The sequence below is a fragment of the uncultured Shewanella sp. genome, assembly GCF_947497935.1.
Lineage (GTDB): Bacteria > Pseudomonadota > Gammaproteobacteria > Enterobacterales > Shewanellaceae > Shewanella.
The window spans coordinates 121,022-146,655 of sequence record NZ_CANMIO010000007.1 but is presented as its reverse complement, the minus strand read 5'-3'; the positions used below and the strand labels follow the sequence as shown (position 1 = coordinate 146,655).

Below are 25,634 nucleotides of genomic sequence, written 5' to 3'. Positions count from 1 at the left end.
TGTTTTTATGTTCATTTTGCGACAACGCATACATATTTACATAATTTATTGAACACAAGCGACTTGTATAAGCATAAAAAGATGAGTAGTCTCACATAGAACTTAAAATTCATCTTTCGCAAAAATGCTAAGGATATCTTATTGTTAAAAAACACTACCTATAATGGGTAGCTAAAAATATAAGGAGTGTGGCCATATGTCATACCTAGTAAATGGACATGAAATTACCGTTAACTTTCCAGTAGACTCAATTTCAGTCAACAAAACATCAATCGCCTTTACTGACAGTCGAGGCAAAAATAGACAGACATTTTCTAAGCGCATCGAAGCGCTATCATTTATGAAGTGGTTATTGTCTAGTAATAAATAAGCTCAAAAAAGTAAAAACTGACTCTTCGATACACCTCCTCTCACTCGTATCGAATGTTTGTCTTCATAGGCAAGCGAATAGGACTGAAACATCTACTCAGCTATTTAGTCAATTCATTTGGGTTAGGCCATACCTCTTAAGGTATTAAGCCTAACCAAATGGAAACCTCACCCTTAAAATATCCTGCTAAATTCACTCGTTAGCGTATTTACCTTGCTATCTTGGCAACTATCTTGGTATCGCTGCCGCATTACCCAGTAAGCCAGGTGGAAACTTCAACGTTAAATCATCCTGCTAAACTCATTCATTAGCGTATTTACGTTAGTATCTTGCTATCTTGGTATCACTACCGCATTACCCAGTAAGCCAAGTGGAAACTTCAACGTTAAATCATCCCGCTAAACTCATTCATTAGCGTATTTACGTTAGTATCTTGCTATCTTGGTATCGCTGCCGCATTACCCAGTAAGCCAAGTGGAAACTTCAACGTTAAATCATCCTGCTAAATTCACTCGTTAGCGTATTTACCTTGCTATCTTGGTAGCTCTTGCTAACTATCTTGGTATCATTACCCAGTAAGCCAAGTGGAAACTTCAACGTTAAATCATCCTGCTAAACTCACTCGTTAGCGTATTTACGTTGGTATCTTGGTAGCATAGTCGCATTACCTAATAGCCCCCCCTGATGTATGTAAAGCATGGGTATGTTCGCCTCGCTATGAAGCAACTTCTCGACGCACATCCAGCCTAGAGGATCATAAAGTAGTTCAAACTCAATGCCTGAAGAGCAGACTTTTTTATACATTTCGTAGAAAGGCTTATAAAGCTTACCAAAATGGTATTTCTTCTCTAATTCAACAATCTGTGGATGCAAACTATTATCTGCGACTAGGAAGGTAAATTGTTGCTTGAGGTATTCACTGTCACCCACACAGGCGCAGGTAAAGACTTGAATATGAGGTGCATGTAGGGCTAAATATTCACTGAGAAACACCGACGTTGTTCCAGTCCCTGAGGGTAAAAAGACTCGTAACTCACTTAACTCTTCGGCTTTAGCCCAGTCTATAACTTCTTGTGCCAGCTTATGAACACCGTATCTTGCATATTCACAGCGCCCCCCTTCAGGCACAAATAACAGATCATCGCGCTGTGGCAGCACTTTTTGCTCGATATACTCAATGCAGCTCAGCTCTTGCCTATCTGAAACCTTCGAGAGATCGATAACATTGGCGCCATTAGCAATGGCAGCGGCATAGTTACCAACTGACGAAAGCAAAACTTGTTCAGCAATATGATCGACATAGAAATCCAGCTGTAGGCCTTTAAGCTTAGCGAGTGCTGACATAGAGTAAAGAGAGTTTGCCACAGGTGATCCATGACCGACTAACACTCGTTTTCCAGCCACATCTGTATCGAGAAAATACGCAAATTTACGCGCCTTATTTCCAGAAAATGCTTCGCTTAACAGATCGTCCCGCTTCACATAGATCCGACTGCCGTTAAAATTGATGCTTTCTACAGGGGTATTAACTAACACGCTCTACTCACTCTAATGCTTGTTAAACAGCGCTTTATAATCACGCTGTTATAGGGGTAATTTATTAACTATTTCGATATCGCTATTCTAAACCTTAACCTTTTTTCAGGGTAATCATTTTGCTTAGTCAGAATAAACACAGCGGAAACCGTGACCAAGAATAAGCACAAGCCTTTACTCTTCACTCTTAGTCCTTAACTCTGAAAGCTAGACACTAAAAATAGTGTTTAAATCGCTAATTCTTGGTCAAAAGCAATATCCTGCGAAGAGTGAAACCAACTTACAGCAATAAATACAACAACTTAAATATTGGCACGGAAATAGCTTATACCTAATTAGGCTAAGAGCCTGTATGCAAAAATTATAAGGAGCCTTTAATGGCAGTTCTTCGTTTAGTGTTTAATATTGCTTGGTTCGTTTTAGGTGGATTTGTGATGGGGCTTGCTTGGTGGCTCGCAGGGCTACTCTGTTTTATCAGTATCATAGGGATCCCATTTGGTAGAGCCTGCTTTGTGATAGGCGAAATGACATTCTGGCCTTTCGGGCAAGACTCTATCAACAGGCGCACATTGACCGGAAATGATGACATTGGAACCGGCACCTTTGGCATGGTGGGAAATATTATATGGTTCCTGTTTTTTGGAATTTGGTTAGCCATAGGGCATATCGCCCATGCCTTAGCCTGCGCAGTTACCATCATAGGGATCCCATTTGCCCTACAGCACCTTAAGTTAGCGATTTTAAGCCTAACACCTATTGGGCAAACGGTAGTTGCAAAAGCTTAAGGTTTAAGGCTTAAAGTTTAAGAGTTAAGTGAGAAGCTCTCGATAAGCTCCTGACAGAGCTTTTCAGGACAATCCAAACTTAAGTCATGACCAGCGCGGTGAAATTCAATAAGCTTGCTTTGATAGTATTGAGCAAGCTTTTTACTGCAATCAGGGCTGACCAGTTTATCTTCTCTTCCACTGAGCACTGTGATTGGCACAGATAGCTTTGCAGGGCTCATATACTGGCTACAAGCCCATAGCTGACGCAATCCATTGGTCAACCTTGTCCTCGTTGCTATGCGATATTGACTCCACCTACGGGCTAAATCCATATTGTGCAGCTGAGTCGAGCTTGTTAAGGCTATAATACTTGCCTCTAGCGCACTGATGTTTGCTCCTTTAAGTCTGTGTTTAAACGCCAAGCACAAAGCATTAAGCTTAAACCGTTCATACCAAGGAGATAGATTGGCGGCGCTAGCATTAATCACCGCCACAGCTTTTATCCTTTTATCACTTTCTAAGCCCACAGCTCGCTCCTGCAAGCTGACCATCTGCAGCGCTATCATGCCCCCCATAGATAACCCAACCAAATAATAGTTCTCAGACTTATCAGAGTTTCTTTGGTAGGTTTTATCGTAGTTGCTATCGTAGTTTAAGCGCTCGAGTAACTCCTTGGCATATTCATCAATCCTTAATGGACTAAGACTATTAACCAGATACCCGTTACCTAAGGTATCTAACGCTATGACGCGATGCCTGTCAGATAGGCTTTGTTGAAGCAAGTTAGTAAAGTCTTTCCAATGACGTTTATCCCGCATTAAGCCACGAATTAACACCACAGTCGCCATGATTACTCCAATATCATTGAATCTGAGCTATTACTGCTAATTCAAAAGTGCAAAATCAATGACGTCGAAAATCACCAGCCTGAAATCATTAATGCTGCGTGCATTACCTGCCACAACTGTCAATCTAGCCTATTGATGCATATTGTTTTCTAAGATCTGCTGGACATCGATTTGGGCTAATCCTAGATTGAAACGGTCTCGCCACATGCGTCCCTCTTGATTATTTTTAAACGCAACGAATAACTCTTTGTATGTCAGAAACTTTTTATTAAATTGCAATTTATTCCTAACATGCGCCATATTGGGCTGGGCAAGCAGATACTTCAGCACATGCTCATCAATAATCGCTGCATCGATTCGCCCAGTAGCGACCTTATTCAGATTATGTAGATCCGATGCAACAACTTCGAATGGCTGGCTTCCTTTGGCCATCATCTCATCAAGTTCATTGGTATTAACGTAGCCTTGAACCACGCCAATGGTGTAATGATTCAAATCACTTTGTTGAGTCCAGCTAACAGGGTGGGATTTTTGTTCGACTAGGCCTAAAACACTTCGCGCCATAGCTTGGGAGAAAACAAACTTATCTGTGGGGTAGACATATTCAGGCAGGTAACCCAAGTATTTGGAATCATTTCGCGACGCCATTCTCACAGCTCGGCTCCAAGGAAAGAAGTCAACAACTACAGTATGCCCAACTGCCTCGAGTGCCGCTTTTGTGATAGCAATGCAGGCCCCTTGCTTTTTGAGCTGCTCACCAGCGAAAGGTGGCCAATGCAGTGACGTTAAATACAAGGTATCTGCATTTATATTGCAAGAGAAGATTACAAAATATAGACACAAGACGACGCTTGCCAGCCTTCTATAAAAGCTAGCGAAAATGGCTCTGAACTTCTTTAACAGCCTTATACCCGAGATCACATATCGCCTTTTACTTACTGCTAAAGCCGTTATTGATTATTTACCGCTCAGTAAGCGTTTTACTTAACCTACCAAAGATTTTAGTCAAAACCTGCGATAACACCAAGCCTATAACCTTGATACATCATGGCGCCTAGGCTAAATAAGCCAAATTATAGGGTAGGAGTCTTTGTTACAATTAACACAAATGATTACTTTTACTTTGGTTTACACTGATAAGAAGTAACAAATAGCGACAGACTCAGTTAGAGGTAAAAAGATGATAAAAAAAGCCGTAATTACACTCGTTGGCACCTGCCTAACACTTGCTGGCGCATTATTGCTTGTCCTTCCAGGGCCTGCTTGGCTTTTACTGCCTATCGGGCTGGCGGTACTTAGCCTAGAGTATGCATGGGCACGCCACTGGCTTAAAAAGAGTCAGGCTCATATGAGTAAAACGGCTCGCTGGATCGATAGGAAAATATTACTGCGTAGATTGAGCAAAAAATAGCTCGCTTTTTTACTGTTCGTAAGCGTTTTTTGTCTCGATTGAACCCTGATGTCGATTAAAGCAAGCGGTAGAAGTCAACTCTATACCTAACCTACCTCTCATTAGGTAGTCTGTCTGCGATCTTTATCCCAAAAAATCAATCCAAATCCACGATAGTCCCAATCGAAACAAAGCGTTACCATAATTTCCAAAAGCTCCTTATTATTGCCTCATTGATTACCCCTACAAACTGTAATGTTTACTTGAGGCCATTATGAATAAGCTGAGTTTACTTTCCATCGCGCTACTTTCGACAATATCTATCGGTGCACATGCTGCTAACGAACCTATTGAAATCATCCCTGCGGCGGTTATCACCAATCCTGAGAAAGTAGAACTTGGAAAGATGCTATTCTTTGAACCAAGATTATCAAAATCAGGCTTTATTTCTTGTAACTCTTGCCACAATTTATCTACTGGTGGCGTTGATGCACTGCCAACATCTATTGGCCATAACTGGCAACAGGGCCCAATCAACTCTCCAACCGTGCTAAACGCCGAATATGGTTTAGCACAGTTCTGGGATGGCCGAGCTAAGGATCTTAAAGAACAAGCAGCTGGACCGATTGCTAACCCGAAAGAGATGGGCTTTAGCCATGAACTGGCTGTTGATACCGTACGTTCTATGCCTGCATACCAAGCACGCTTTGAAAAAGTCTATGACTCGAAAAAGATCAGCATAGATATGATCACCGATGCGATTGCAGAATTCGAGAAAACACTTGTCACACCGAATGCACCATTCGATCTATATCTTCAAGGTGACAAAGCTGCAATTAGCGAGCAAGCTAAAGCTGGTTACCAGTTATTTAAAGATAAAGGCTGCGTGAGCTGTCATAACGGCCCAGCTGTTGGCGGCACCATGTATATGAAGATGGGACTGGTTAAGCCATTCCACACCAATAACCCAGCTGAAGGCAGAAAAGGCGTAACAGGCAAAGAAGCCGATAAATTTGTATTCAAGGTGCCTACGCTACGTAACATCGAGCTAACCTACCCGTACTTCCATGACGGCAGCGTTTGGGAGCTCGAAGAAGCGGTTAACACCATGGCTGACATTCAGCTTGGGCAAAAGCTGTCGGATAAAGAAGTGAAGGAGATGGTGGCATTCCTCAACTCTTTAACAGGTGAGCAGCCACAAATCGTATTGCCTATCCTACCGCCATCGAACAAGAACACGCCTCGCCCTGTTCCATTCGAAGACTAAATCAAGACTCCTTAGAGTATAAGGATCGAAAAGAGCCGCGAGTAGCGGCTCTTTCTATATATTAAGCTTTCACTATGATGTTTCTAGTTTCTAACTTCTTACGATTTTACTCGATGAAGTTTACCCTATTTCAGCATCAGCAGCTCAAATCGCTTGTTTATAATGAAGGGTTTGAAAGCGCTCTAAAATAGCAATTAATACCCCTTGGCATCGCATATTGCTTAAAATACCTGGACTGAATCTATCAATCCGTGCCATTGCCGTTAACAGTAACTGACATTCATAGAATGATGCCTCGGCTATATATTCAGGGCGATCAACCATATGGCTATTTTGATACCATTCATCCCAGTTAAACTTGCCTAACAAAATGCCGCTTGTTTCCAAATCAGTCACAAACTCTTGCAATCGCTTTTCAGAAACAAAATGCTCACCTAATTTAAGGTCATTCGCGTACTGAGTGTAAAGGCTCGACACGTAACCATGTAAAGTAGAGTTGTTCATCTTTAACCTCCAGCTAACCTAGGTACTGAGTGCCTTAAAATTTAATTTCAGCCCTATTAGGGCCACACTCTTAAAGCTGCATTTGCTGTACCAAGTTTTGATAAGCTAATTCTAATTGATGGAGACTGAACCCAAACTTAACAGCCGGAGGCGCTTATTAAAGCGTACACTCAGGGGGTTATGATTAAATAAGTCGCGCATATCTTGGAAGTTACTGCCTTAAAAGGCTGTAACATCGAATCGTGCTGTTGATATACACGCAAAATAAAAAGCCGATTCGCATTTATCCATGCAATCTGCATTTGCGCTTTGGCGTTAATCTCAACTTGTTTCAGTACTCATTCACTACTGAGCTTTTTCACAGCTAAATTCCTCCAAAACTAAATCTGTAAATAAACGACCTGCTCGACCAAGTGGCCGCTCCATGGTTGATACCAATTGAGGGATGAAGCTATAACGATTACCGCCATTAAAATCCACTGCCACTAACTCCCCACTAGCAAGCTCTTGTTCAATCAAAAAATCTGGCATCCAACCAAACCCTAACCCCATCAAGAGTGCATTCTTCTTCATAATAAAACCTGAAAGGTAAAACACCTTATCACCGCCAAACTGCAACTCGTCACGGTAGTGCTTATCTGGCGATGAGTCTTCAATGGTTAACTCCACATGTTGCTGCAGCTCAAATAAACTAAGGCCTTTTTCTTGAGCTAACGCATGTTCAGCGCTGACCACTAAAACACTGGTGATTGGCGGTAAAGCCTGAGGACGGTAACTGGGACCAGTGCGATAGTCTTTAACCAGCATCAGATCGGCACTGTCTCGCTCGAACCTATCTTGCACGCCGCCCAGAAACTCCATATTAAGCTGCACCTTTGTGGGGATCTGCTGCTCAGAAAGCCGTTTCAATGCTCTCATAATGGGCTTCATCGGCAGAGCTCCGTCGATGATAATTTCCAGCTTAGGCTCCCAGCCTTCGCTAAATCGGCTGGCTAGATGTTCAATATTCGCCAGATACTGCAGCAATCTTTGCCCCTCGGCCAAAATAACTTTTCCCTCAGGGGTTAACTCTGCCCGATACTGATCCCGACAAAAAAGGTTTACACCTAAGTGCTGCTCCAACTTTTTAACTTGGTAACTCACTGCAGACTGCGCCTTGTGCAAGCGCTCAGCCGCCTTAGCGAAACTGCCTTCTTCGACTAAAACCTGTAACACTTTAAAAGCATCTACATCAATACGCATTTAACCCTCCAACGTAAACAATAAATTACCATCTAAAAATCTGATTAAGATAGGCTAATTATTATTCTTTTTTTTGTTCATTCAAGCAACTAAATTGAACTTAGATCACATTATTATTTTAATGCGTGCGCTTGAGCACCGAAGGACTGCGAATATGCCATCTTATGTGAAGCAAGGTATTGTGCCGGCGAAGCGCCATATCACCTTTAAAAAAGACGATGGGGAGCTCTACCGTGAAGAGTTATTCTCCACCCATGGCTTTTCCAACATCTATTCCAACAAATACCATCACAACATGCCAACTAAGGCATTAGCGGTTAGCCCTTATAGCTTATCTCATGGCGAAGATTGGCAAGACTCATTAGTACAAAACTATAAGCTAGATACCAAGCAAGCCGACTGCGGCGGTAACTTCTTTAGTAGCCGTAACAAGATATTCTTTAACAACGATGTCGCCATGTATACGGCGAAGGTTAGTGAAGAGTGTGATGAGTTTTATCGCAATGCCTATGCCGATGAAGTGGTATTTGTTCACGAAGGTCAAGGCACGCTATTAAGCGAGTATGGCGCGATTGAAGTCAATAAGTGGGATTACCTCGTCATACCTCGCGGCACCACCTATCAACTGAAGTTTGATGACTACACTAATGTCAGGTTATTTGTTATCGAATCTTCGAGCATGGTGGAGGTACCAAAGCATTTTCGCAATGAATATGGCCAGATGCTGGAATCTGCGCCCTACTGCGAACGTGACATTCGCACTCCAGAGCTTCAAGAGGCCATAGTCGAGAAAGGTGACTTCCCTCTTATCTGCAAATTTGGTGATAAATATCAGCTGACATCACTTGAGTGGCACCCGTTTGATTTAGTGGGCTGGGACGGCTGCGTTTACCCTTGGGCATTCAATATTCAAGAGTACGCGCCTAAGGTTGGTAAGATCCACCTACCACCGTCTGACCACATAGTGTTTAGCGCACACAACTTTGTGATCTGTAACTTTGTGCCACGTCCCTACGACTTCCATCCAGAGTCGATCCCTGCGCCTTATTACCATAGCAATATCGACAGTGACGAAGTGCTTTATTACGTCGATGGCGACTTTATGAGCCGTACTGGTATCGAAGCAGGTTACATGACATTGCATCAAAAGGGGGTTCCCCACGGGCCACAACCAGGGAAAACAGAGGCGTCAATCGGTAAAACAGAAACCTACGAATACGCAGTGATGGTCGATACTTTCGCCCCGCTGAAACTAACCGAACATGTAAAACATTGCATGAGTGATGACTACAACCGCTCTTGGATTGAAAGCTAACCAAGGCAATATTTTCAAGACTTTAAGCTATCAAAAGAAGCCATCAAGAGAATGGCTGGTATGTAGCAACAAATTGACAGAGGACACAAGAATGGCAAGCGAACAAAACCCACTGGGCCTACTCGGCATCGAATTCACCGAGTTTGCCACACCAGAACAAGACTTCATGCATCAGGTCTTTATCGACTTCGGATTTTCACTATTAAAGAAGTCAAAAACAAAAGAGATTTTGTACTACAAGCAGAATGACATTAACTTCCTTTTAAATACCGAACGTAAAGGGTTTTCTGCTGAGTTTGCTAAAAGCCATGGCCCAGCGATTTGTTCTATGGGCTGGCGCGTAGAGGATGCACAATTTGCTTTTGAAGGCGCAGTCGCTCGCGGCGCAAAGCCTGCCGATGAGGCAGCAAAAGATATGCCTTACCCTGCCATTTACGGCATTGGCGATAGCTTGATTTACTTTATCGATACCTTCGGCGACAACAATAATATCTATGCCACTGACTTTGAGGATTTAGATGAGCAGATCATTGTTGAGGAAAAAGGTTTTATCGAAGTCGACCATCTTACCAATAATGTCTACAAAGGCACTATGGAGTATTGGTCTAACTTTTATAAAGATATCTTTGGCTTTACTGAGGTTCGCTACTTTGACATCAAGGGATCGCAAACTGCGCTGATCTCTTATGCGTTGCGCTCACCAGATGGTAGCTTCTGTATTCCAATCAACGAAGGTAAAGGCAACGACAAAAACCAAATTGATGAGTATCTACGTGAATACGACGGCCCCGGCGTACAGCATCTTGCCTTTAGAAGTCGTGACATCGTAGGCTCGCTCGATGCAATGGAAGGCACATCAATTCAAACTTTAGATATTATTCCTGAGTATTACGACACCATCTTTGACAAGCTGCCACAAGTTACCGAAGATCGTGACCGCATCAAACATCACCAAATTTTGGTCGACGGCGATGAAGATGGCTACCTATTACAGATTTTCACCAAGAATCTATTTGGTCCAATTTTCATCGAGATCATCCAGCGTAAAAACAACCTAGGCTTTGGTGAAGGTAACTTTACTGCACTGTTTGAGTCGATAGAGCGTGATCAAAAACGCCGCGGCGTACTGTAAAGCGAATATATACGAGACAAGTGAACTTACTTGATTACGATTAAAACCAGCCATAAGGCTGGTTTTTCTTTTCTTGCCCTCTATCTTAGTACAGCTTTCAACTTTACAATGTGCGCCATTTTCATATTCTTCGGTTTAATTCGTAAATCAAAATGCCAGACTTAACTTTATTAGCGGTATTTCTACCCACCTTCTTCTTTGTCTCAATCACGCCAGGTATGTGCATGACGCTCGCCATGACACTGGGTATGAGTATTGGCTTTCGCCGCACCTTATGGATGATGCTCGGTGAACTGGTTGGTGTTGCGTTAGTTGCCGTTGCTGCGGTGATGGGCGTAGCCAGCATCATGCTTAACTACCCTGACGTTTTCTCTGTTTTTAAATGGTTAGGCGGAATTTATTTAGTTTATATCGGCATCAATATGTGGCGTGCGCGCGGCAAAATGGCCATTGTCGACGGTGAGCAAACATCAAACGTCAGTAATCTTGAGCTTATATCTCAAGGTTTTGTTACCGCCATTGCTAACCCTAAAGGCTGGGCGTTTATGGTGTCATTATTACCACCTTTTATCAGTGTTGAACGTGATGTTGCCCCGCAGCTTATCGCCCTTGTCAGCATTATTTTATTTACTGAATTAATTAGCATGATGGCTTATGCTGCAGGTGGTAAGAGCCTCAGAATATTCCTAAGCCGCGGTGACAATATTAAGTGGATGAACCGTATTGCAGGCAGCTTGATGCTAGGTGTCGGCGTTTGGCTTGCCCTAGGCTAAGCCTCACTTCAATTTAAACTAATCGTTATCTTAAATTATTGAGTAACACAGCTTTTAAACTAACACTAAAGGATGAACTTAATGAAGTCGTTAAAGTTACTGTTTTTATTATTAAGTACGTTATCTTTATCTGCTTGTACCTCAGTCAAACTAGCCAACCTGACTCAGGAGCCTATACCTAGCAATAGTAGTCAATCGATAGAAACAGCGATAATTAACGGCTGTAAAGCCAAAGGCTGGACACCAGTCAAAGGCGATAATAACACCATTGATGCCTACATAACGGTCCGCTCCCATAAGGCCCATGTCCGCATTAGCTATAACGAACATGTTTATAATATCGACTATGTCGATAGCGCGAATCTAGATTACAACGATGGAGAAATCCACCGAAACTATAATAAGTGGGTGCACAAGTTATCTGCTTCAATTCGCCAGCAGATCAACAATTAAAGCTAATCAATTCAGGCCTTAAGCAAGATCCATCAATGATGCCAAGCACAATGCTTGGCATTTTTGTGTTTATAGGCCTATTTACATTCGAAGGATTTATTTAGATTTAATTGGCTTTATTGGACTGGCCTAGCTAACCGCTCTTTCCCCTATAGCCATCACAAAACAACCAAGCACCTTACAACTCGCTAGACACATGTCTTGAAACCCGCAACTAAACACCTGTATACTCAGCAGCCCATTACCTGCAATCTTGAGAAACCAGCAACATGTGTAAATTATTTAACCTAAGTTTAGTGCAAGCTATCACTCGTTTAATGCTTGCTGCGGGCTTACTTGCCTCAATAAGTTCTTACGCCATGACGATTGAGGGCAAGAAAGTATCAGTCAATGCAAACAGTTCATCTGTCTATGTCGCAGCCTATATGGCTCCCGTTCTTTGCCCTAAAGGTGGAGTGAATCTAACAGCCATTGGCGAGTATGCCGTTGATATTGTATCCCTTTACTGCCTAAACGATGCACAAGTAGATAGGCTGATTGAAGGATTGAAAGCAGCTAAAGCCGAATCAGTAAAACTCAGATCCCTATCCAAACCTTAATAAACCCGCGTTATGACAACTTAAAATCCAGAGCGGTTACTCAGTTAACTGATATGTCTGATAACAACAGATATAAGCAATCAAGGCCAATATGAATAGTATCGTTACTCTTAAAGCCAACCTAGCAAGCGCATTAAACAAGCAACGTTTAGCCGAGGAGCGGCAGCAAACTTTGAACTGGTTTGATCGTTTATTAGACCACTCGTTAAATAATGCCAACGCACAAGTCACTGCAGCTAGAACAGCATTGGCGGACGCAACACATAAAAACAAGGCTGTGGATGCAAGCCTATACGATACGCTTTGCACGGGTAATTATGAAACAAGTCATTTCGTTAATGCCACTGCTGCTGTGGTTATTCGTGCTATTGCTAGGTGATGAAAAAGACTCTCTCCCAACGAATATTTCAGTCAAAACTTAACTCAGCGGCGCTGATTGACTACAAACGTCATGCCTATTAATACACAACAAATATCGAGGATTAACAATGAACTACCTAGTTAACAATAAAGGCAATCGTGACCATGCTGGATTTTATGGCGAAGGAGCAATCTTTGACCTTGAACGACACCAACATGGCTACGTAGACTTAGAGCAAGCAAAAATAGGCGACTCTGTATTTGTTATCAATAAAAAGCGAATGGTTGAATTTGAATATGAAATAACTGCCATAAAAAAAACTACCGATTGCATTGTTCTATTTGGAAACCAGCTAGCTAATCCTAATGTTTTTTATCCAGCATTCGTTGAGGATAAAAGTATCAAGTCACCAAAACTTCAGAAGCAAAAGATGCTACGTGGTTTTAACGTCGCTGCTTTCACCTAACCTATTATCATTAGGTCCATTAAAGGACGAATGTTGATATATCAGACATTTTAAACACCTCAATGACCACAGGCACAGCGCTAGAAACTGTAATATCGGACATAAAGGGATGAGTAATAAACAATAGCTAACCGAAGTGTTGAGCTGGAAACGCACCAATAATTATTAGTTATATCATTGATAAAACAGAGCCAAGTTAGGCTCTGCTTTTATATGGTAACTTAGCTGTTAACTGCTGCATATAGGTCTTGATATTACCCGCTTCTTGAAGGGTGAAGCTTTCTATCGCTAGGCGAAACTCACTATGAGCAATCTCGTGATTGGAATAGGTTTCGATTGGCTCAAATCCTCTTGGTACCTTGTGTTCACCCTGCGCCCCCGCATCAAACACCTTTAGCCCATTGGCGATACAATACTCGATACCTTGGTAATAACAGGCCTCAAAGTGTAAGCCATCTATCTCTGTCAATGCCCCCCAGTAACGGCCGTATAGGTGTGTTTCAGACTTAAAATACAGCGCCGATGCCATGATCAGCTCGTTTGAGTCTCGCACTATCAACAACACGATAGACTCCGGCATGCTCTCAGCTAACGTTTGGAAGAAGGCCAAATTTAAATAACCATAGTGACCAGAACGTTTGGCATAGGTTTGTTGGTAACAGGCAGAGAAAATTTGCCATAGCTCAGCAGTAACATCAGCGCCCTCTACAAATTCAAAGGATAAATTAACCCGTTGCACCTTTTGTCTTTCTTTGTTTATGTCCTTACGTTTTCTTGAAGTCAACGCGGACAAAAAGGCTTGAAAATCACTATAGTCTCGATTAAACCAGTGAAACTGTGTCCCTAAGCGTTGTAAGTTCCCCAGTCTGGCAAAATCATCACATTGAGTTTTAGGTAGAAACAAACAGTGCCAACCTGAAAAGCCATATTCGGTCAAACATCGGTCTAGGGTTTGACTCACAAGTAACCAGAGCATCTGCAACTCTTCAGAGGTCAAAGCTGAAGACACGCCTAAACGCATGCCTGACACCGGGGTAAAAGGAACAGAGGAAACCAGTTTTGGATAATAAGCGAGTTGATGACGTTCATAAGCATCTGCCCAGGCCCAATCAAATACATACTCGCCGTATGAATGCGCTTTAATGTACAGCGGCATCACGGCAATAACAGCCTCATTCGCATGTTTAGTTTCTCGGATCACCATATGCAGTGGAGTCCAGCCTGTTTGATCGCAAACACACTTGCTCGACTCGAGCGCAGCTAAATACTCATGACGGTTAAATGGGTTGTTGTCATGCATTAATGCATTCCAGATATCCGCTGAAATCTTATCTATCGAATCGATAAGCTCAACCTTAAAAAGGGCTGAGACATTTGCTTCGCTACTGCTTAATACAATACCATTTTGGTCAAAGCCGCTATTTTCATCACGATTGTGATTAACATCGCTATGCTCAGTACGACTAAGCTTTGTAGGATTAGTCTTGATCCCTTTCACCCTCCCCCCTTCAACTTAATATTTTTTACAACAGCCCTGCGCATCAGGATTTCTCAAGATAGCTCCTTGCTGAGATAGAGTAAGAAAGTCAAACCTGCCAGTTAAGTCCGATACTTGCATTTAGTCTAGATAAACGTCACATTGCATTTATTAGATAGTAAAACACAATACTCTAGATAGAAAACCACAATAATATAACTCTCTATCTTCAAACTATAACTGTCTATCTTCAAACTATAACAATAAAGCTATTGGGCTTTGCCAAAACGATAGCGACGATACAAAGGATTAAAAATGCGCACTTTTAAGCCACTCTGGTCGAAATCTCATTCGTTTAAGCCCTATGTGTTTAAAGCATTGGCCTTCGCCATATCGATGGTAATCCCCTTAACTACCCTGACCATTACAGCAAGTGCGCCGCTGCAGGTTCAGGCTAAAGAAACCTCTATTTATAGCCATATCGCCACCGCTCAACCTATTTGGGCTAAGCATGGTATGGTGTCGAGCCAAGAAGCACTAGCCACCCAAGCTGGTGTTGAGATCTTAAAACAGGGTGGTAATGCGGTCGATGCGGCTGTTGCCGTGGGCTTTAGTCTAGCGGTTACCCTACCACGTGCAGGTAATATTGGAGGCGGCGGCTTTATGCTGGTACACCTCAGCGAGCCTAACAAAACCATCGCCATCGATTACCGTGAAATGGCGCCCTCTAAAGCCCATCGAGATATTTTCCTCGATGAAAAAGGCAATCCAGTTAACAAGTTAAGCCGCGAGCACGGTTTAGCTGTTGGCGTGCCCGGCACCGTTATGGGAATGGAACTTGCCCTTGAGAAATATGGCACCATGACGATGAAACAAGTAACCGATGCCGCGATTAAGATGGCTAAAGAAGGCATTATTGTTACCCCCGACCTACAGGCTTCATTATCGGGACTTAAAAGACGCATCGCCCAATGGCCAAGCTCTGCCGAAATATTTTACAAGCCAGATGGTAGTGATTTCCAAAGTGGTGAGTTATTAAAACAACCCGAGCTGGCTCACTCCCTGTCACTTATCGCAAAATCTGGTAGCGAAGGCTTTTACCAAGGTGAAACTGCACAGAAGCTAGTCAACGCGATCCAAAAAGCTGGTGGGATCATGACTTTAGCCGATCTTAAAAACTATAAGGTGGTTGAACGAGATCCTGTGGTGGGGGAATATCGAGGCTATCAAGTTGTTTCTATGCCGCCACCATCATCTGGCGGTGTACATATTATCGAAATGCTTAATATGCTAGAGGGCTATCCGATTAAAGAGTTAGGCCACAATACCGCCGCCACACTCCATTTAATGACCGAATCCATGAAACGCGCCTACGCAGATCGCAGTGAATACCTAGGCGATCCAGATTTTTATGATGTGCCAGTTAAGGCTCTTTTGAGTAAAGATTATGCCAAGCAACTCGCCAAACAGATCTCCCCAGACAAAGCCACGCCTAGCAGCGAAATCAAACCCGGGAAACTGGCGCCGTATGAAAGCAATCAAACGACCCACTACTCAGTGGTTGATCAATGGGGTAACGCCGTATCTAACACCTATACCCTTAACTTTAGTTATGGTTCAGGCCTAGTGGCAAAAGGCACCGGTATTTTGCTTAATAATGAGATGGATGACTTTTCAGCAAAACCCGGCACCCCGAACGGATATGGTTTAGTGGGCGGTGAAGCCAATGCTGTTGAAGGAAATAAACGCCCGTTAAGCTCAATGAGCCCAACCATAGTGATGAAGGATGGTAAGCCCTTTATCGTGACGGGCAGCCCAGGCGGTTCACGCATTATCACCACGACTATGCAGATCATCATGAATGTTATCGACCACGACCTTAATATTGCTGAGGCGACCTATGCCCCTCGTGTGCACCATCAATGGCTTCCCGATGTACTGCGAGTTGAGCATAGTCTTAACCGTGATACCCAGGGCTTGCTACGAGCTAAAGGGCATGAGGTGAAAGTCAACAATGCCATAGGCTCAACCCAGTCGATAATGGTAACTGAACAAGGCATATTTGGCTCGAGCGATCCTCGCCGCGCGGGCAGTGAAACGGCAGGCTACTGATAACGACTTTTTACGTGGTTTGTAACGATCGCAAATTTCGTTCACTAACGATAAGCTTTAATTCACTCAAATAAAACGGATAATTAGCTGATAACAGCCCTGACGAATAATGTATTTGTCAGGGCTTTTTAACTGTTAACAATAAATAAGCAGAGCAACAGATAAAAAATTGCACAACAACCAAAGCGATTACTCAGTCACAGTTTTTACCGCTATTACTTACTAGGATGCTATACAAAATCGATAAACCATTTAATAACCACGCATTTTGCGGAGCAAAATAATGAGCCCTACACAATCAAGTCAAGTATCCAAAAAAGTGACCCCTATTATTCTCGACTGCGATCCCGGTCATGATGATGCTATTTCTCTTATTCTTGCTATGAGCAGTAGCGCATTAAAACCGTTAGCCGTAACCACCAGTGCAGGCAACCAAACCCCTGATAAAACATTAAACAACGCGCTGCGTATTTTAACCCTACTTGAACGTCACGATATTCCAGTCGCGGCCGGTGCACCTAAACCTTTAGCCCGTGAGCTGATTATTGCCGACAACGTTCATGGCGAAAGCGGCTTAGACGGCCCAAAACTGCCAGACCCTGCTTTTGAGCCGCTAACGATTTCAGGGATTGAGCTTATGGCGCAAAAAGTCCGTGAGAGCAATGAAGCCGTTACCTTAGTGCCTTCAGGTCCCCTGACCAATATCGCGTTATTTTTAGCGACCTATCCAGAGCTTCATAGCAAGATTGAGCGCATCGTGTTGATGGGCGGCGCCGCTGAAGCGGGCAACTGGACACCCGCTGCCGAGTTTAACATCTTCGTCGATCCCGAAGCCGCCGATATGGTGTTCAAATCGGGGATTCCTATCACTATGTGTGGCCTTGATATTACCCATCAGGCTCAGATCATGGATGAAGATATCGAGCGTATTCGCGTGATTCCAAACCCTGTTGCTAAATGCGTCGCCGAACTCCTAGACTTCTTTATGATTTACCACAGAGATCCTAAATGGGGCTTTGAAGGGGCGCCACTGCACGACCCTTGCACCATAGCTTGGTTACTTAAACCTGAGCTATTCACCTCTTATGACTGCTGGGTGGGCGTTGAAACCAAAGGCGAATATACCCAAGGCATGACGGTGGTTGACAGATATCAACTCACCAGTAACCCGCACAACACCCAAGTCTTGTGCAAGCTAGATAGACAAGGTTTTGTCGACTTAATCGTTGAGTGTCTAGAAGCTTATAACTAGTAGGTTAGCCTTCGAATGAAGGCTGATTACATTTATTTTGGGTTTGGTGTTACCAAGTAGAGTGTTTGAACTTATAGCTTCTTAGTTATCAATCGCCTCCAGCGGGGCATGTGCAGCCACTGCCGTGACACGCAGCAATTCTTTTTAAAACACAGGATCCTTGGAAGCTCGGCCATGACGTCCATGTCATGGACGGTCACGGCCGTATCTACACCGAATAGTTGGTGTACTCATTTAGGTTGGGGTTGCTTGATGTCTAACGCGGAAATGCCCCAAAGTGAGTTAGCCTTTGAATGAAGGTTCATTACATTTTTTATTTGTATAGTTGCTATGGGGTAGCCCGTTTGAGATTGTAGCTGAGTCGCTATTAATCGCCTCCAGCGGGGTATGTGCAGACACTGCTGCAAGACGCTGTGAATATGTCCCTATACGCTCTGCGGTTTCATCCCTGAAACCGAAGCCCGCAGCCGTATCTACACGAGGTAATTGGTGCCTTCATTTAGGCGGAGTGGTTTCAGCTCTAACTTGGAAATGCCCCATTCCGAGTTGAGTTGGCACTTTATTTGACTAACTTCTTCTCATGTTACAAAGTGCCCTGTCGTTTGATGCGGGGGGGATATAAGAAGAATTAAGAACACTATTTATCAAATGGGCTAACAATTCCTGATTGATGAATACCTGCAACATGTGTATATATTTGAGTTGTTTTAATATCTTTATGACCTAGCATTTCTTGTAATGTACGTATATCCGCACCACTTTTCAGTACGCTAGTGGCAAATGAATGTCTAAAAGTGTGCGCAGTAACGCGCTTTTCAATACCCACTGACTTAACAGATGCACGTAATGCCCTAGAGAACGCAGTCGGATGTATGTGATGACGACAGACATAACCATCAATAGTATGCGCACAGAGGCTACTAGCAGGAAATATATACTGCCAATACCATTGCTTGGCACTGTGTTGATATTTCTTTAATAAGGCAGGTGGTAAAGATGCAAGACCATAACCTTCTGATAAATCGCACTGGTGGATTAACTTGACTCGTTCGAGATGCTCTTTCAACCGTGCATGAATGCCTTTGGGGAGTATAGTTATACGATCTTTTTTCCCCTTTCCACGAAATACAAACAGTGAGTTATTAGTAAAATCAACGTCCTTCACCCTCAACCTTAGTGCTTCATTAAGCCTCAGCCCTCCCCCAAATAATATTGAAGCAATTAGCTTATATTTCGCTGGTAAAGCAGAAATTATTGTCATTGCTTCATCCTCAGTCAACACTTGAGGAATCCTAACTGGTTGCTTGGCATAAGCAAAATCTAATGCCTGAGTGTCGATGTTAAGTACGTGTTTGAAAGCAAAAACGATGGCACATAATGCTTGCTGCTGGGTACTACTAGAAACTTGACGGTTTACTGCAATATACGTCAAAAAACGCTCTATATGATTAACATCAAGCTCTCTAGCGTGGCTAATTTGATGAAACCTTATAATATAACGATTCCAATACAGGTAACTTTTCTCTGTTTGGTAACTGTAATGACGAACGCGAATCGCATTTCGTATCGCTTCTATAAATCCAGATTCAGACATGATCTCTCCAAACACAGACACTGTGCATATATACAGTTATAATGTTTTTTCAAGAATTTGCCAATATTATCGAAGCAGAAACAATCTCAATCCGCATCGATAAATCAGAGAGTGAAAATATAAGTGATATGTTTCAATGCCTTATTGTTTTGGTGTTGACTTACAATGGACTCGATAAATGTTCTTGTTCAATTTTGCGGAGTAATGTACTTGAGAGTGACAAGGGAACTGAGAATTAGTCGCTTTACATCAATGAGTTACATTGATATGTTTTAGTGATAATTTTTTATAGGCAGAGATTTATCCGAGACGCAGGATAATAAGCTGTTATGAGTCAGGAGTTAGACAATGGCAAGGATTGTCAAAGGGTTTTATATTCGTTTAGCTTTGATGGTATTTTTTTGGCTTATACATGTTATTTTTAGTTCTGATAGTTCATTTGAAGATGGTTTAGAAAATGTATCAATTACCTATTGGGTTGGAATAGTTTATTTTGTATATTTCAGCTTTTATCTAATGCGATTAAAGTGCAACTCTTGTGGTGAACCTGTCATCTATAAAACGGTATATTTCTCTGGTTGGCGACTCCCAAAGTCTCATTGTAGTAAATGCGGAAAAGAGTTGTAGTATGTAGCTATCAACTCATAACAAGCTGCTGAATTCAGATTCACCAAGGCTGTCATGCCATTTGCTGAGCAAATCGCCCGCCAGCACATGGCTCACTTATTAGCAGGGCGTTATATGACTACGGAATTTGGCAATAGATGAGTCTTAACATGGACAAGATTCCCCCTAAAGGTATATATCATCTTAAATATGCTGGAATATTCTTAGGTTTAATCATAGTGTGGGTTATTGTTGCCCAGCTAATAGATATGTATTTACCTGGTGGAGAAGAGCTCGCATTTAAAGGTAAAAGGTTATTTGGTTACGTTCTTTTGTATTTTCAAATCACTAATGCTATTAAATGGGTAAAAGGTGCTAAAAAGTTTGAGAGTTAGTTTGCGTCATATAACAAGGCGCTCAAGAGGGAAAATTTACAGTTGGCTGTTTTCACTCCGTTCAACATTTTAGCCAACAATAAATTTCCCCTTAGCGGGGCGTTATGTTTTCAGGAAAAAGTGGTGTTTAATTAATGGATAACAAACAACCTTTATTTCATGCTCCTAAAGTAATCAAAGTAAAAGCAAAGTGGCTTTGGCCAACTAGATTTATTTTATTGTGTGTATCGTTTTATTTTATTTATAAAACTTATAATGCATACGTTACAGGGGCATTTTATGGAACAGTTAGATATCATTATTTAGAAGAAAGTCCCAATTTCTTTTGGTTTATGCTCTTAATGTTTCTGGTTGCTGCCATTGCATTTATTTGGCAGGCGTTTAGGGTTAAGTCAAAAACATAACAAGCCAATTAAGTGCGGGACTGCTAAAGCTTGGCTCAGCTCCACTTCGTTACACAGTTTAGCCAAGCATTATCAGCCCCTTATTGGGGCGTTAGCTGTCTCGAGAATTATGAGTAAATTAAAGTATCAAGATGTCCATACAAATGAATTTAGTGACGCTGACATATGGGAAGCCATAAAGCTAGATGATGTCGAGGCTCTCAAATTAATCCCTATTAAACTTGGTTTCAACCATGAGAACTGGCGATTCGTTCAAGATGTGAGTTTAAAACTCTCTGAACATCCTGATGAAAATGTTAGAGGAAATTCATTTCGTGGATTTGCTTATACAGCGATGAATCTTAATAAATTAGAAAAAAATATAGTAAAACCAGCTTTACTTCGTGGCTTAAAAGATGAAAGTGATTGGGTTAGATCATGTGCTCAAGAGGCAATGGACGATATAAATCATTATATGGGTTGGAAAATAGGTTCAGCTAAAGAAAACAAAGAAAGAGAAAAGAAATATTACGAGCGCCGTAGTAAAGACAGCTAACAAGGCATTCAATCGGACAATTTACCGTTGGCTTTTTGTTCGTGCCTCACTATTTTAGCCAACTGCAATTTGCCGCCTAAAACGGCGTTATAACTCACCACACTGTAGAGTGTAAGGATGCACAAATGAACATAAATGCAACGGTTGCAGGTCAAATGATATTTCTTAATTTCTTAGTTATGCTGTATTTAACTTTGAAGTTTGCCAAAGGAAAATCTGATAACTTACCACTTGTAGGGTTTTATACTTTCCTGCTAAGTTTCCTTTTCTTTCCTGCTAGTTGGTTATATTGCTGGTACTGGTCAAAAAAGAAGCCGAAAGTAGCAAGTGAGTTATAACAAGCTAATTAATAAGGACAAAAAACAGTTGGCTGTTTTCGTTCCTCAACATTTTAGCCAAAAATTTTTGACCATTATTAGGGCGTTAGGTGAATAGATTAGCTATGAGTATTTTAAAAATTATTTTATATGTGATTTTTATACCTCCACTATTATTCATTATTCTATTTATCATTGCTTTGTTCTTGCCATCAAGCCCTAATGAACCAATAGATATGGTCTTTAAAAAAGCTTGTGGGAGCAAATTACCTGTTAGAGCTGTAATTATAAAACGTGAACCTATTCAATCTTTTCTTCCTCAAGGTTTTAACTATTCTGAATCAGGAACAATTCAAGTAAGCTCTGAACAAGCTACAGCTATTCTGGCAGAGTTAGAAGGAAATCCAGAATACCGACTGGACTATGAATATAACACTTATGAAAGGTTTGTTGTTGGTGATACTTTAGGCATCTGTAATGTAAGTAAATTTTCTGGTTATATAGACTATCAATATACAGTTTGGTAAATTCACCTAACAAGCTGTTCAAGGTGGGACAGCTAAAGTTTGCTCGGTTCGGTTCCGCTTCGCTTCGCTTCACATTTTAGCAAACTATTAATCAGCCCATTATTTGGGCGTTAGGTTACATGGAGAGTAATTTGAAATATCCAGTATTTATCACATCTCTTCTTTTAATCGTCTATTGTGCTTCCGGTCATTTTTTATTGCCTTCATATGTTGAAGATAACTCTATTATTGTGCCTTAAACTGAGCTTATTAATAAACTTGAAACCAAAATTGATAACGCAGACGAAGAAGCCCTGAGAGGGTTAACAAAAATGATGTTGGCAGACCTTAAAGAAGATTTACCAAAACGAAATGAGGTTCAGTATCATACAATAGCTATGTATTCAGGCTTCAATAAAATTTTGGCTGGGTTACTAATGTTTCATTTCATTGCATTATTTAATCTATTTTTAGCTAGGCGTAAAAAGTAACCTAACAAGAAAATAAAGCGGAACTGCTAAAGTTTGGCTCGGTTCCGCTTCGATACACATTGTAGCCAAACATTATCAGGGCGTTATACGCTAATCACTATCAACAAGGATATGTTATGTTTCAAAACTATAAAATAATCTCATGCGCTACTCTTTTTACTTTGTTTTCTTTTTCGGCTACAGCTGAAGAGTCAACTTCAATCGGTTTATCTTTAGGCTCTCCAGCAGGAGCAAACTTTGTTATCAAGAGCGATGAGTTAGGTTTTCCTTTACAGGTTTCAGGTGGTTACTGGGGAGACAAAGTTAGTGGCGTTGAGTTGGGGTACAATTTCTACCAACAAAAAGATTCTTTTTTTCATTCTGCTCAGGTAATTACAGGTTACTCTGATGTTGAGAAAAACCAGTTTGAATCTGATAAGTGGACATATGCAGGGATTTCAGCCACCTTTAAAACAGGTGGTTTTTTTATGGAACCAGGCTTAACTTTTGGTTCAGGTGATTACTCAAATCCACAACTTACGTTCCAAATAGGTTGGCTATGGGACTTATAAATCGCATATAACAAGCAAATAAAGCAGGACTTAAAACAGTTAGTTATACTCCTGCATCGATAATTTTAACCAACTATTTTTAGCTCATTATTAGGGCGTTAGGTATACAAGGTCAGCATGTATCGAACGATTACACTATCAGAGTACGTAAAAAAACGTAATGGAGTAGCCCTTGGCGCATCGGGTTCGATGACCAATATGCTAAAACGTTCCTTAGGTGCGAGTTCATTTTATTTATTTTGGCAATATTGGAATCCAATATGGGGGTATTACCTTTCTCGTAATATAATGAAGCCATTGAGCCAACTTTTTCCATTATGGTTAGCAATTATTTTTACTTTTGCTGTTAGTGGTGCTTTACACGATTTGGCTATAACTTTGGTAAAATTGAAATTAACATTCTTTTTCACACCGTGGTTTACCTTAATGAGCTTTATCGTTTTAGCAACAAAGAAATTTGGTATTTCATACCGTGAATATCATTGGCTTATTCGAGCATCAATAAACATATCACTCGTAATAGTATGTTTAGTTTTAACTCGCCAGTATACCTAACAAGCTGCTCAGATATGTGGGGGCAGGATATGTGGGGTCAGTGTAAACTTTAATTGATATCCACACATTTACTCATCCCACAACCCACTTTGAGACCTTTTGCACTAACGCATTTTTGTCCATTAACGTGTTAGGGCCTGTCCTATTACTCTAAATGCAAAGGGTATGCTTTTCTAACTCAGTGTAGATACGGCCGTGACCGTCGAAAACAGGGATGTTTTCGTTGAGCTTACAGGGCCAATTCTGTTCCATACAGAATTTGGCATTTCCTCCATCCTTGGAGGTCAGATGGACTTGCAACGATATCCATATCTAAAAGCCAGTTCAGCATCCATGCTTCTCGTTCGTAGCATAAAGCTTCACTTTACTCACCGTGTCATGGAAGTGTCTGCGCAGGCCGCAGGCCATTGGAACCACTTTTGTTAGATGCCACTCTTAGCCACAAATATATCGAGTCTTTAGGGGCTTTGTTATCAAACAAAGTTTGATTTCGATGTGAGGGCTAGTCGAGCTGTAAGCTCCAACTTTCTTTTGCCCAAAAACGATTTAAATCTAAACAACAGTCCCTTGTATTAATTCTTTGTACTCGCTCCATATGATGCATAGCAGCTTTAAGATCTTTCCTCGTGAGACGTTTAACTCAGAGCGCTTAAGCGATAACCTAAGCACTGAAAAGTGCGACTAAGCTAAATCATTATCTTCAGCAGAACCCTTATTAAAATCACTAGCACAAGGTGATTTTGGTCACACTCTTTGAGCCCTGCTAATGAGAAAATAGCGGCCTTTCTTAGCCTAACCCACTTCAGCTAAATTTATATGCAATCCACAACATCACACAACGCTGCTTCTTCATGTAAGGGCAACGCGCTCGCTGCTTTCTCATTTCTATTATGGGGCTTGATGCCGCTCTACTATCACTTTTTGCCGAATGCCAATATCAATGAATTATTAGCATTTAGAATACTCTTCTCAGTTCCTTTTATGGCACTGGTGTTTGTGCTGATGGGTCGCCGCTTTCCTTCGATTGCTGTTCTTAAAGCTGATAAAAGATCTGTGCTACTTTGTGGACTGGCCTCGCTTATCATGTGCGTGTCTTGGTACAGCTTTACCTGGGCTATCACTCATGGACAAGTGCTTGCCGCTAGCTTAGGCTTTTTCATTAACCCACTTTTTGCCATTGGCTTAGGTGTACTGTTTCTTGGGGATAAACTCACTGCGGCACAAAAAATGGCGGTGGTACTAGGCACCTGCGGCATAAGCTATATGGTATATAGCTATGGTGAGCTGCCATGGCTGGCACTCAGTATGGGGAGCTTCTTTGCGCTTTACGGCCTATGTAAAAAGTTTATTCGCTTCGACTCGCTGACCTCTGTCACCGTCGAGGCCCTGCTATTAATGCCAATTGCTGCAATCTATTTATTATGGCTGTGGAGCTCAGATCAAAGTGTCGCGATATCGGCTGCATTATCTGGAGAGACATCGGTATTACTGCTTTATATCGGCTCGGCTCCTGTAACTTTAATGCCGTTAGTCTTCTTTGCGCTAGCCATCAGAGCGACCAGCTTGTCTATGATAGGACTGATGCAATATATCGAGCCTAGCTTGCAATTCTTGTTGGCTGTTATTGTATTTAATGAAGTGTTTGATCAGGTTAAAGCGGTGAGTTTTGCCTTAATATGGACGGGATTGCTGCTTTGCTCACTAGAAGCACTTCCAGCGCTAAGACATAAATACCGCGCCAGCCGACATCCAAGTTAATCTCACTCTCTAAGCACAACCGTAGCGATTAGCGCTACGGTTCACCTTCCGGTCTAAG

General features: G+C 41.8%; 29 protein-coding genes. 22 read left to right on the top strand and 7 right to left on the bottom strand.

Translation table 11 applies throughout. The features are described from left to right. Window positions 1-196: 196 nt before the first annotated feature. Window positions 197-370, top strand: a complete 174-nt coding sequence (locus tag Q1A86_RS10430; RefSeq protein WP_299806198.1) for a hypothetical protein — start codon at window positions 197-199, stop codon at window positions 368-370. A 618-nt stretch (window positions 371-988) separates the two neighbouring features. Here the strand turns inward: Q1A86_RS10430 and Q1A86_RS10425 are convergent. Then, window positions 989-1,906, bottom strand: a complete 918-nt coding sequence (locus tag Q1A86_RS10425; RefSeq protein ID WP_299806196.1) for a pyridoxal-phosphate dependent enzyme — start codon at window positions 1,904-1,906, stop codon at window positions 989-991. Between the two features lie 377 nt (window positions 1,907-2,283). On the opposite strand from Q1A86_RS10425, the gene Q1A86_RS10420 reads away from it, so the two are divergent. Continuing rightward, window positions 2,284-2,691, top strand: a complete 408-nt coding sequence (locus Q1A86_RS10420) for a YccF domain-containing protein (RefSeq protein WP_299806194.1) — start codon at window positions 2,284-2,286, stop codon at window positions 2,689-2,691. Window positions 2,692-2,708: 17 nt separating this feature from the next. Here the strand turns inward: Q1A86_RS10420 and Q1A86_RS10415 are convergent, their stop codons facing one another. Both Q1A86_RS10415 and Q1A86_RS10410 read right to left on the bottom strand, forming a co-directional pair. Then, the gene (locus tag Q1A86_RS10415; protein WP_299806191.1) at window positions 2,709-3,521 is read right to left on the bottom strand and encodes an alpha/beta hydrolase; all 813 of its coding nucleotides are present in this window, start codon (window positions 3,519-3,521) and stop codon (window positions 2,709-2,711) included. A gap of 129 nt (window positions 3,522-3,650) precedes the next feature. Further along, window positions 3,651-4,316 (bottom strand): ABC transporter substrate-binding protein, encoded by a 666-nt coding sequence (locus Q1A86_RS10410; protein WP_299806189.1) that lies wholly within the window; start codon window positions 4,314-4,316, stop codon window positions 3,651-3,653. Window positions 4,317-4,701: 385 nt separating this feature from the next. Here Q1A86_RS10410 and Q1A86_RS10405 point away from each other — a divergent pair, with 385 nt between their 5' ends. Together Q1A86_RS10405 and Q1A86_RS10400 are read left to right on the top strand one after the other, a co-directional pair. Continuing rightward, window positions 4,702-4,932 carry a PGPGW domain-containing protein gene (locus Q1A86_RS10405; RefSeq protein ID WP_299806187.1) on the top strand — a complete coding sequence of 77 codons (231 nt, stop codon included), beginning with the start codon at window positions 4,702-4,704 and terminating at the stop codon, window positions 4,930-4,932. A 253-nt stretch (window positions 4,933-5,185) separates the two neighbouring features. Then, window positions 5,186-6,178, top strand: a complete 993-nt coding sequence (locus Q1A86_RS10400) for a cytochrome-c peroxidase (protein ID WP_299806185.1) — start codon at window positions 5,186-5,188, stop codon at window positions 6,176-6,178. A gap of 144 nt (window positions 6,179-6,322) precedes the next feature. Here Q1A86_RS10400 and Q1A86_RS10395 read toward each other — a convergent pair whose 3' ends face one another. Next, on the bottom strand, window positions 6,323-6,682 hold the full coding sequence (locus Q1A86_RS10395; protein WP_299806183.1) for a DUF6508 domain-containing protein: 360 nt from the start codon (window positions 6,680-6,682) through the stop codon (window positions 6,323-6,325). A gap of 345 nt (window positions 6,683-7,027) precedes the next feature. Further along, window positions 7,028-7,924, bottom strand: a complete 897-nt coding sequence (locus Q1A86_RS10390; protein ID WP_299806181.1) for a LysR family transcriptional regulator — start codon at window positions 7,922-7,924, stop codon at window positions 7,028-7,030. Between the two features lie 154 nt (window positions 7,925-8,078). On the opposite strand from Q1A86_RS10390, the gene Q1A86_RS10385 reads away from it, so the two are divergent. The 7 genes from Q1A86_RS10385 to Q1A86_RS10355 all read left to right on the top strand — a co-directional run bounded on the left by Q1A86_RS10385 (window position 8,079) and on the right by Q1A86_RS10355 (window position 13,023). After that, on the top strand, window positions 8,079-9,239 hold the full coding sequence (locus Q1A86_RS10385) for a homogentisate 1,2-dioxygenase (protein ID WP_299806179.1): 1,161 nt from the start codon (window positions 8,079-8,081) through the stop codon (window positions 9,237-9,239). 91 nt (window positions 9,240-9,330) lie between these two features. Beyond that, complete coding sequence (gene hppD, locus Q1A86_RS10380; protein WP_299806177.1) at window positions 9,331-10,371, top strand: 4-hydroxyphenylpyruvate dioxygenase; 1,041 nt, start codon at window positions 9,331-9,333, stop codon at window positions 10,369-10,371. 152 nt (window positions 10,372-10,523) lie between these two features. Then, entirely contained in the window at window positions 10,524-11,144 is a 621-nt protein-coding gene (locus Q1A86_RS10375; protein WP_299806175.1) for a LysE family translocator, read from the top strand. Between the two features lie 81 nt (window positions 11,145-11,225). Continuing rightward, window positions 11,226-11,597: a hypothetical protein gene (locus Q1A86_RS10370; RefSeq protein ID WP_299806173.1), complete on the top strand. Its 372-nt coding sequence runs from the start codon at window positions 11,226-11,228 to the stop codon at window positions 11,595-11,597. A gap of 269 nt (window positions 11,598-11,866) precedes the next feature. Beyond that, window positions 11,867-12,196 (top strand): hypothetical protein, encoded by a 330-nt coding sequence (locus Q1A86_RS10365; RefSeq protein WP_299806171.1) that lies wholly within the window; start codon window positions 11,867-11,869, stop codon window positions 12,194-12,196. A 91-nt stretch (window positions 12,197-12,287) separates the two neighbouring features. Next, window positions 12,288-12,575 carry a hypothetical protein gene (locus Q1A86_RS10360; protein WP_299806169.1) on the top strand — a complete coding sequence of 96 codons (288 nt, stop codon included), beginning with the start codon at window positions 12,288-12,290 and terminating at the stop codon, window positions 12,573-12,575. A gap of 109 nt (window positions 12,576-12,684) precedes the next feature. Then, window positions 12,685-13,023, top strand: a complete 339-nt coding sequence (locus Q1A86_RS10355) for a hypothetical protein (RefSeq protein ID WP_299806167.1) — start codon at window positions 12,685-12,687, stop codon at window positions 13,021-13,023. 196 nt (window positions 13,024-13,219) lie between these two features. Here Q1A86_RS10355 and Q1A86_RS10350 read toward each other — a convergent pair whose 3' ends face one another. Beyond that, a complete protein-coding gene (locus Q1A86_RS10350; RefSeq protein WP_299806433.1) occupies window positions 13,220-14,368 on the bottom strand; it encodes a GNAT family N-acetyltransferase in 1,149 nt (382 codons plus the stop codon). A 447-nt stretch (window positions 14,369-14,815) separates the two neighbouring features. Between Q1A86_RS10350 and ggt the strand changes: the two genes are divergently transcribed. Next, window positions 14,816-16,612 carry a gamma-glutamyltransferase gene (ggt, locus tag Q1A86_RS10345; RefSeq protein ID WP_299806165.1) on the top strand — a complete coding sequence of 599 codons (1,797 nt, stop codon included), beginning with the start codon at window positions 14,816-14,818 and terminating at the stop codon, window positions 16,610-16,612. Between the two features lie 283 nt (window positions 16,613-16,895). Next, window positions 16,896-17,864, top strand: a complete 969-nt coding sequence (rihA, locus tag Q1A86_RS10340) for a pyrimidine-specific ribonucleoside hydrolase RihA (RefSeq protein ID WP_299806163.1) — start codon at window positions 16,896-16,898, stop codon at window positions 17,862-17,864. 637 nt (window positions 17,865-18,501) lie between these two features. On the opposite strand, the gene Q1A86_RS10335 is transcribed toward rihA, so the two are convergent. Beyond that, on the bottom strand, window positions 18,502-19,458 hold the full coding sequence (locus tag Q1A86_RS10335) for an integron integrase (RefSeq protein WP_299806161.1): 957 nt from the start codon (window positions 19,456-19,458) through the stop codon (window positions 18,502-18,504). A 776-nt stretch (window positions 19,459-20,234) separates the two neighbouring features. Between Q1A86_RS10335 and Q1A86_RS10330 the strand changes: the two genes are divergently transcribed. From Q1A86_RS10330 to rarD, 9 genes are all read left to right on the top strand, one after another. Further along, the gene (locus Q1A86_RS10330; protein ID WP_299806160.1) at window positions 20,235-20,459 is read left to right on the top strand and encodes a hypothetical protein; all 225 of its coding nucleotides are present in this window, start codon (window positions 20,235-20,237) and stop codon (window positions 20,457-20,459) included. Window positions 20,460-20,593: 134 nt separating this feature from the next. After that, the gene (locus Q1A86_RS10325) at window positions 20,594-20,863 is read left to right on the top strand and encodes a hypothetical protein (protein WP_299806158.1); all 270 of its coding nucleotides are present in this window, start codon (window positions 20,594-20,596) and stop codon (window positions 20,861-20,863) included. 109 nt (window positions 20,864-20,972) lie between these two features. Then, on the top strand, window positions 20,973-21,398 hold the full coding sequence (locus Q1A86_RS10320) for a hypothetical protein (RefSeq protein ID WP_299806156.1): 426 nt from the start codon (window positions 20,973-20,975) through the stop codon (window positions 21,396-21,398). Window positions 21,399-21,523: 125 nt separating this feature from the next. Then, window positions 21,524-21,736, top strand: coding sequence for a hypothetical protein (locus Q1A86_RS10315; RefSeq protein WP_299806154.1), 213 nt, complete (start codon window positions 21,524-21,526; stop codon window positions 21,734-21,736). A gap of 89 nt (window positions 21,737-21,825) precedes the next feature. Next, complete coding sequence (locus Q1A86_RS10310) at window positions 21,826-22,242, top strand: hypothetical protein (RefSeq protein WP_299806153.1); 417 nt, start codon at window positions 21,826-21,828, stop codon at window positions 22,240-22,242. Window positions 22,243-22,828: 586 nt separating this feature from the next. Further along, window positions 22,829-23,263 (top strand): hypothetical protein, encoded by a 435-nt coding sequence (locus Q1A86_RS10305; protein ID WP_299806151.1) that lies wholly within the window; start codon window positions 22,829-22,831, stop codon window positions 23,261-23,263. Window positions 23,264-23,380: 117 nt separating this feature from the next. Beyond that, the gene (locus Q1A86_RS10300; RefSeq protein ID WP_299806149.1) at window positions 23,381-23,818 is read left to right on the top strand and encodes an acyltransferase; all 438 of its coding nucleotides are present in this window, start codon (window positions 23,381-23,383) and stop codon (window positions 23,816-23,818) included. A gap of 288 nt (window positions 23,819-24,106) precedes the next feature. Next, window positions 24,107-24,244, top strand: a complete 138-nt coding sequence (locus tag Q1A86_RS10295; protein ID WP_299806147.1) for a hypothetical protein — start codon at window positions 24,107-24,109, stop codon at window positions 24,242-24,244. Between the two features lie 390 nt (window positions 24,245-24,634). Then, window positions 24,635-25,576 (top strand): EamA family transporter RarD, encoded by a 942-nt coding sequence (gene rarD, locus Q1A86_RS10290; protein WP_299806145.1) that lies wholly within the window; start codon window positions 24,635-24,637, stop codon window positions 25,574-25,576. The last annotated feature ends 58 nt before the right edge of the window (window positions 25,577-25,634 follow it).

Excerpts from the sequence above, each read along its gene's own strand:
- Q1A86_RS10430 (WP_299806198.1), top strand. The coding sequence starts at position 197 with ATGTCATACCTAGTAAATGGACATGAAATTACCGTTAACTTTCCAGTA.
- Q1A86_RS10420 (WP_299806194.1), top strand. The coding sequence starts at position 2,284 with ATGGCAGTTCTTCGTTTAGTGTTTAATATTGCTTGGTTCGTTTTAGGT.
- Q1A86_RS10415 (WP_299806191.1), bottom strand. The coding sequence starts at position 3,521 with ATGGCGACTGTGGTGTTAATTCGTGGCTTAATGCGGGATAAACGTCAT.
- Q1A86_RS10405 (WP_299806187.1), top strand. The coding sequence starts at position 4,702 with ATGATAAAAAAAGCCGTAATTACACTCGTTGGCACCTGCCTAACACTT.
- Q1A86_RS10400 (WP_299806185.1), top strand. The coding sequence starts at position 5,186 with ATGAATAAGCTGAGTTTACTTTCCATCGCGCTACTTTCGACAATATCT.
- Q1A86_RS10395 (WP_299806183.1), bottom strand. The coding sequence starts at position 6,682 with ATGAACAACTCTACTTTACATGGTTACGTGTCGAGCCTTTACACTCAG.
- Q1A86_RS10390 (WP_299806181.1), bottom strand. The coding sequence starts at position 7,924 with ATGCGTATTGATGTAGATGCTTTTAAAGTGTTACAGGTTTTAGTCGAA.
- Q1A86_RS10385 (WP_299806179.1), top strand. The coding sequence starts at position 8,079 with ATGCCATCTTATGTGAAGCAAGGTATTGTGCCGGCGAAGCGCCATATC.
- hppD (WP_299806177.1), top strand. The coding sequence starts at position 9,331 with ATGGCAAGCGAACAAAACCCACTGGGCCTACTCGGCATCGAATTCACC.
- Q1A86_RS10375 (WP_299806175.1), top strand. The coding sequence starts at position 10,524 with ATGCCAGACTTAACTTTATTAGCGGTATTTCTACCCACCTTCTTCTTT.
- Q1A86_RS10370 (WP_299806173.1), top strand. The coding sequence starts at position 11,226 with ATGAAGTCGTTAAAGTTACTGTTTTTATTATTAAGTACGTTATCTTTA.
- Q1A86_RS10365 (WP_299806171.1), top strand. The coding sequence starts at position 11,867 with ATGTGTAAATTATTTAACCTAAGTTTAGTGCAAGCTATCACTCGTTTA.
- Q1A86_RS10360 (WP_299806169.1), top strand. The coding sequence starts at position 12,288 with ATGAATAGTATCGTTACTCTTAAAGCCAACCTAGCAAGCGCATTAAAC.
- Q1A86_RS10355 (WP_299806167.1), top strand. The coding sequence starts at position 12,685 with ATGAACTACCTAGTTAACAATAAAGGCAATCGTGACCATGCTGGATTT.
- ggt (WP_299806165.1), top strand. The coding sequence starts at position 14,816 with ATGCGCACTTTTAAGCCACTCTGGTCGAAATCTCATTCGTTTAAGCCC.
- rihA (WP_299806163.1), top strand. The coding sequence starts at position 16,896 with ATGAGCCCTACACAATCAAGTCAAGTATCCAAAAAAGTGACCCCTATT.
- Q1A86_RS10335 (WP_299806161.1), bottom strand. The coding sequence starts at position 19,458 with ATGTCTGAATCTGGATTTATAGAAGCGATACGAAATGCGATTCGCGTT.
- Q1A86_RS10330 (WP_299806160.1), top strand. The coding sequence starts at position 20,235 with ATGGACAAGATTCCCCCTAAAGGTATATATCATCTTAAATATGCTGGA.
- Q1A86_RS10325 (WP_299806158.1), top strand. The coding sequence starts at position 20,594 with ATGGATAACAAACAACCTTTATTTCATGCTCCTAAAGTAATCAAAGTA.
- Q1A86_RS10320 (WP_299806156.1), top strand. The coding sequence starts at position 20,973 with ATGAGTAAATTAAAGTATCAAGATGTCCATACAAATGAATTTAGTGAC.
- Q1A86_RS10315 (WP_299806154.1), top strand. The coding sequence starts at position 21,524 with ATGAACATAAATGCAACGGTTGCAGGTCAAATGATATTTCTTAATTTC.
- Q1A86_RS10305 (WP_299806151.1), top strand. The coding sequence starts at position 22,829 with ATGTTTCAAAACTATAAAATAATCTCATGCGCTACTCTTTTTACTTTG.
- Q1A86_RS10300 (WP_299806149.1), top strand. The coding sequence starts at position 23,381 with ATGTATCGAACGATTACACTATCAGAGTACGTAAAAAAACGTAATGGA.
- Q1A86_RS10295 (WP_299806147.1), top strand. The coding sequence starts at position 24,107 with ATGGACTTGCAACGATATCCATATCTAAAAGCCAGTTCAGCATCCATG.
- rarD (WP_299806145.1), top strand. The coding sequence starts at position 24,635 with ATGCAATCCACAACATCACACAACGCTGCTTCTTCATGTAAGGGCAAC.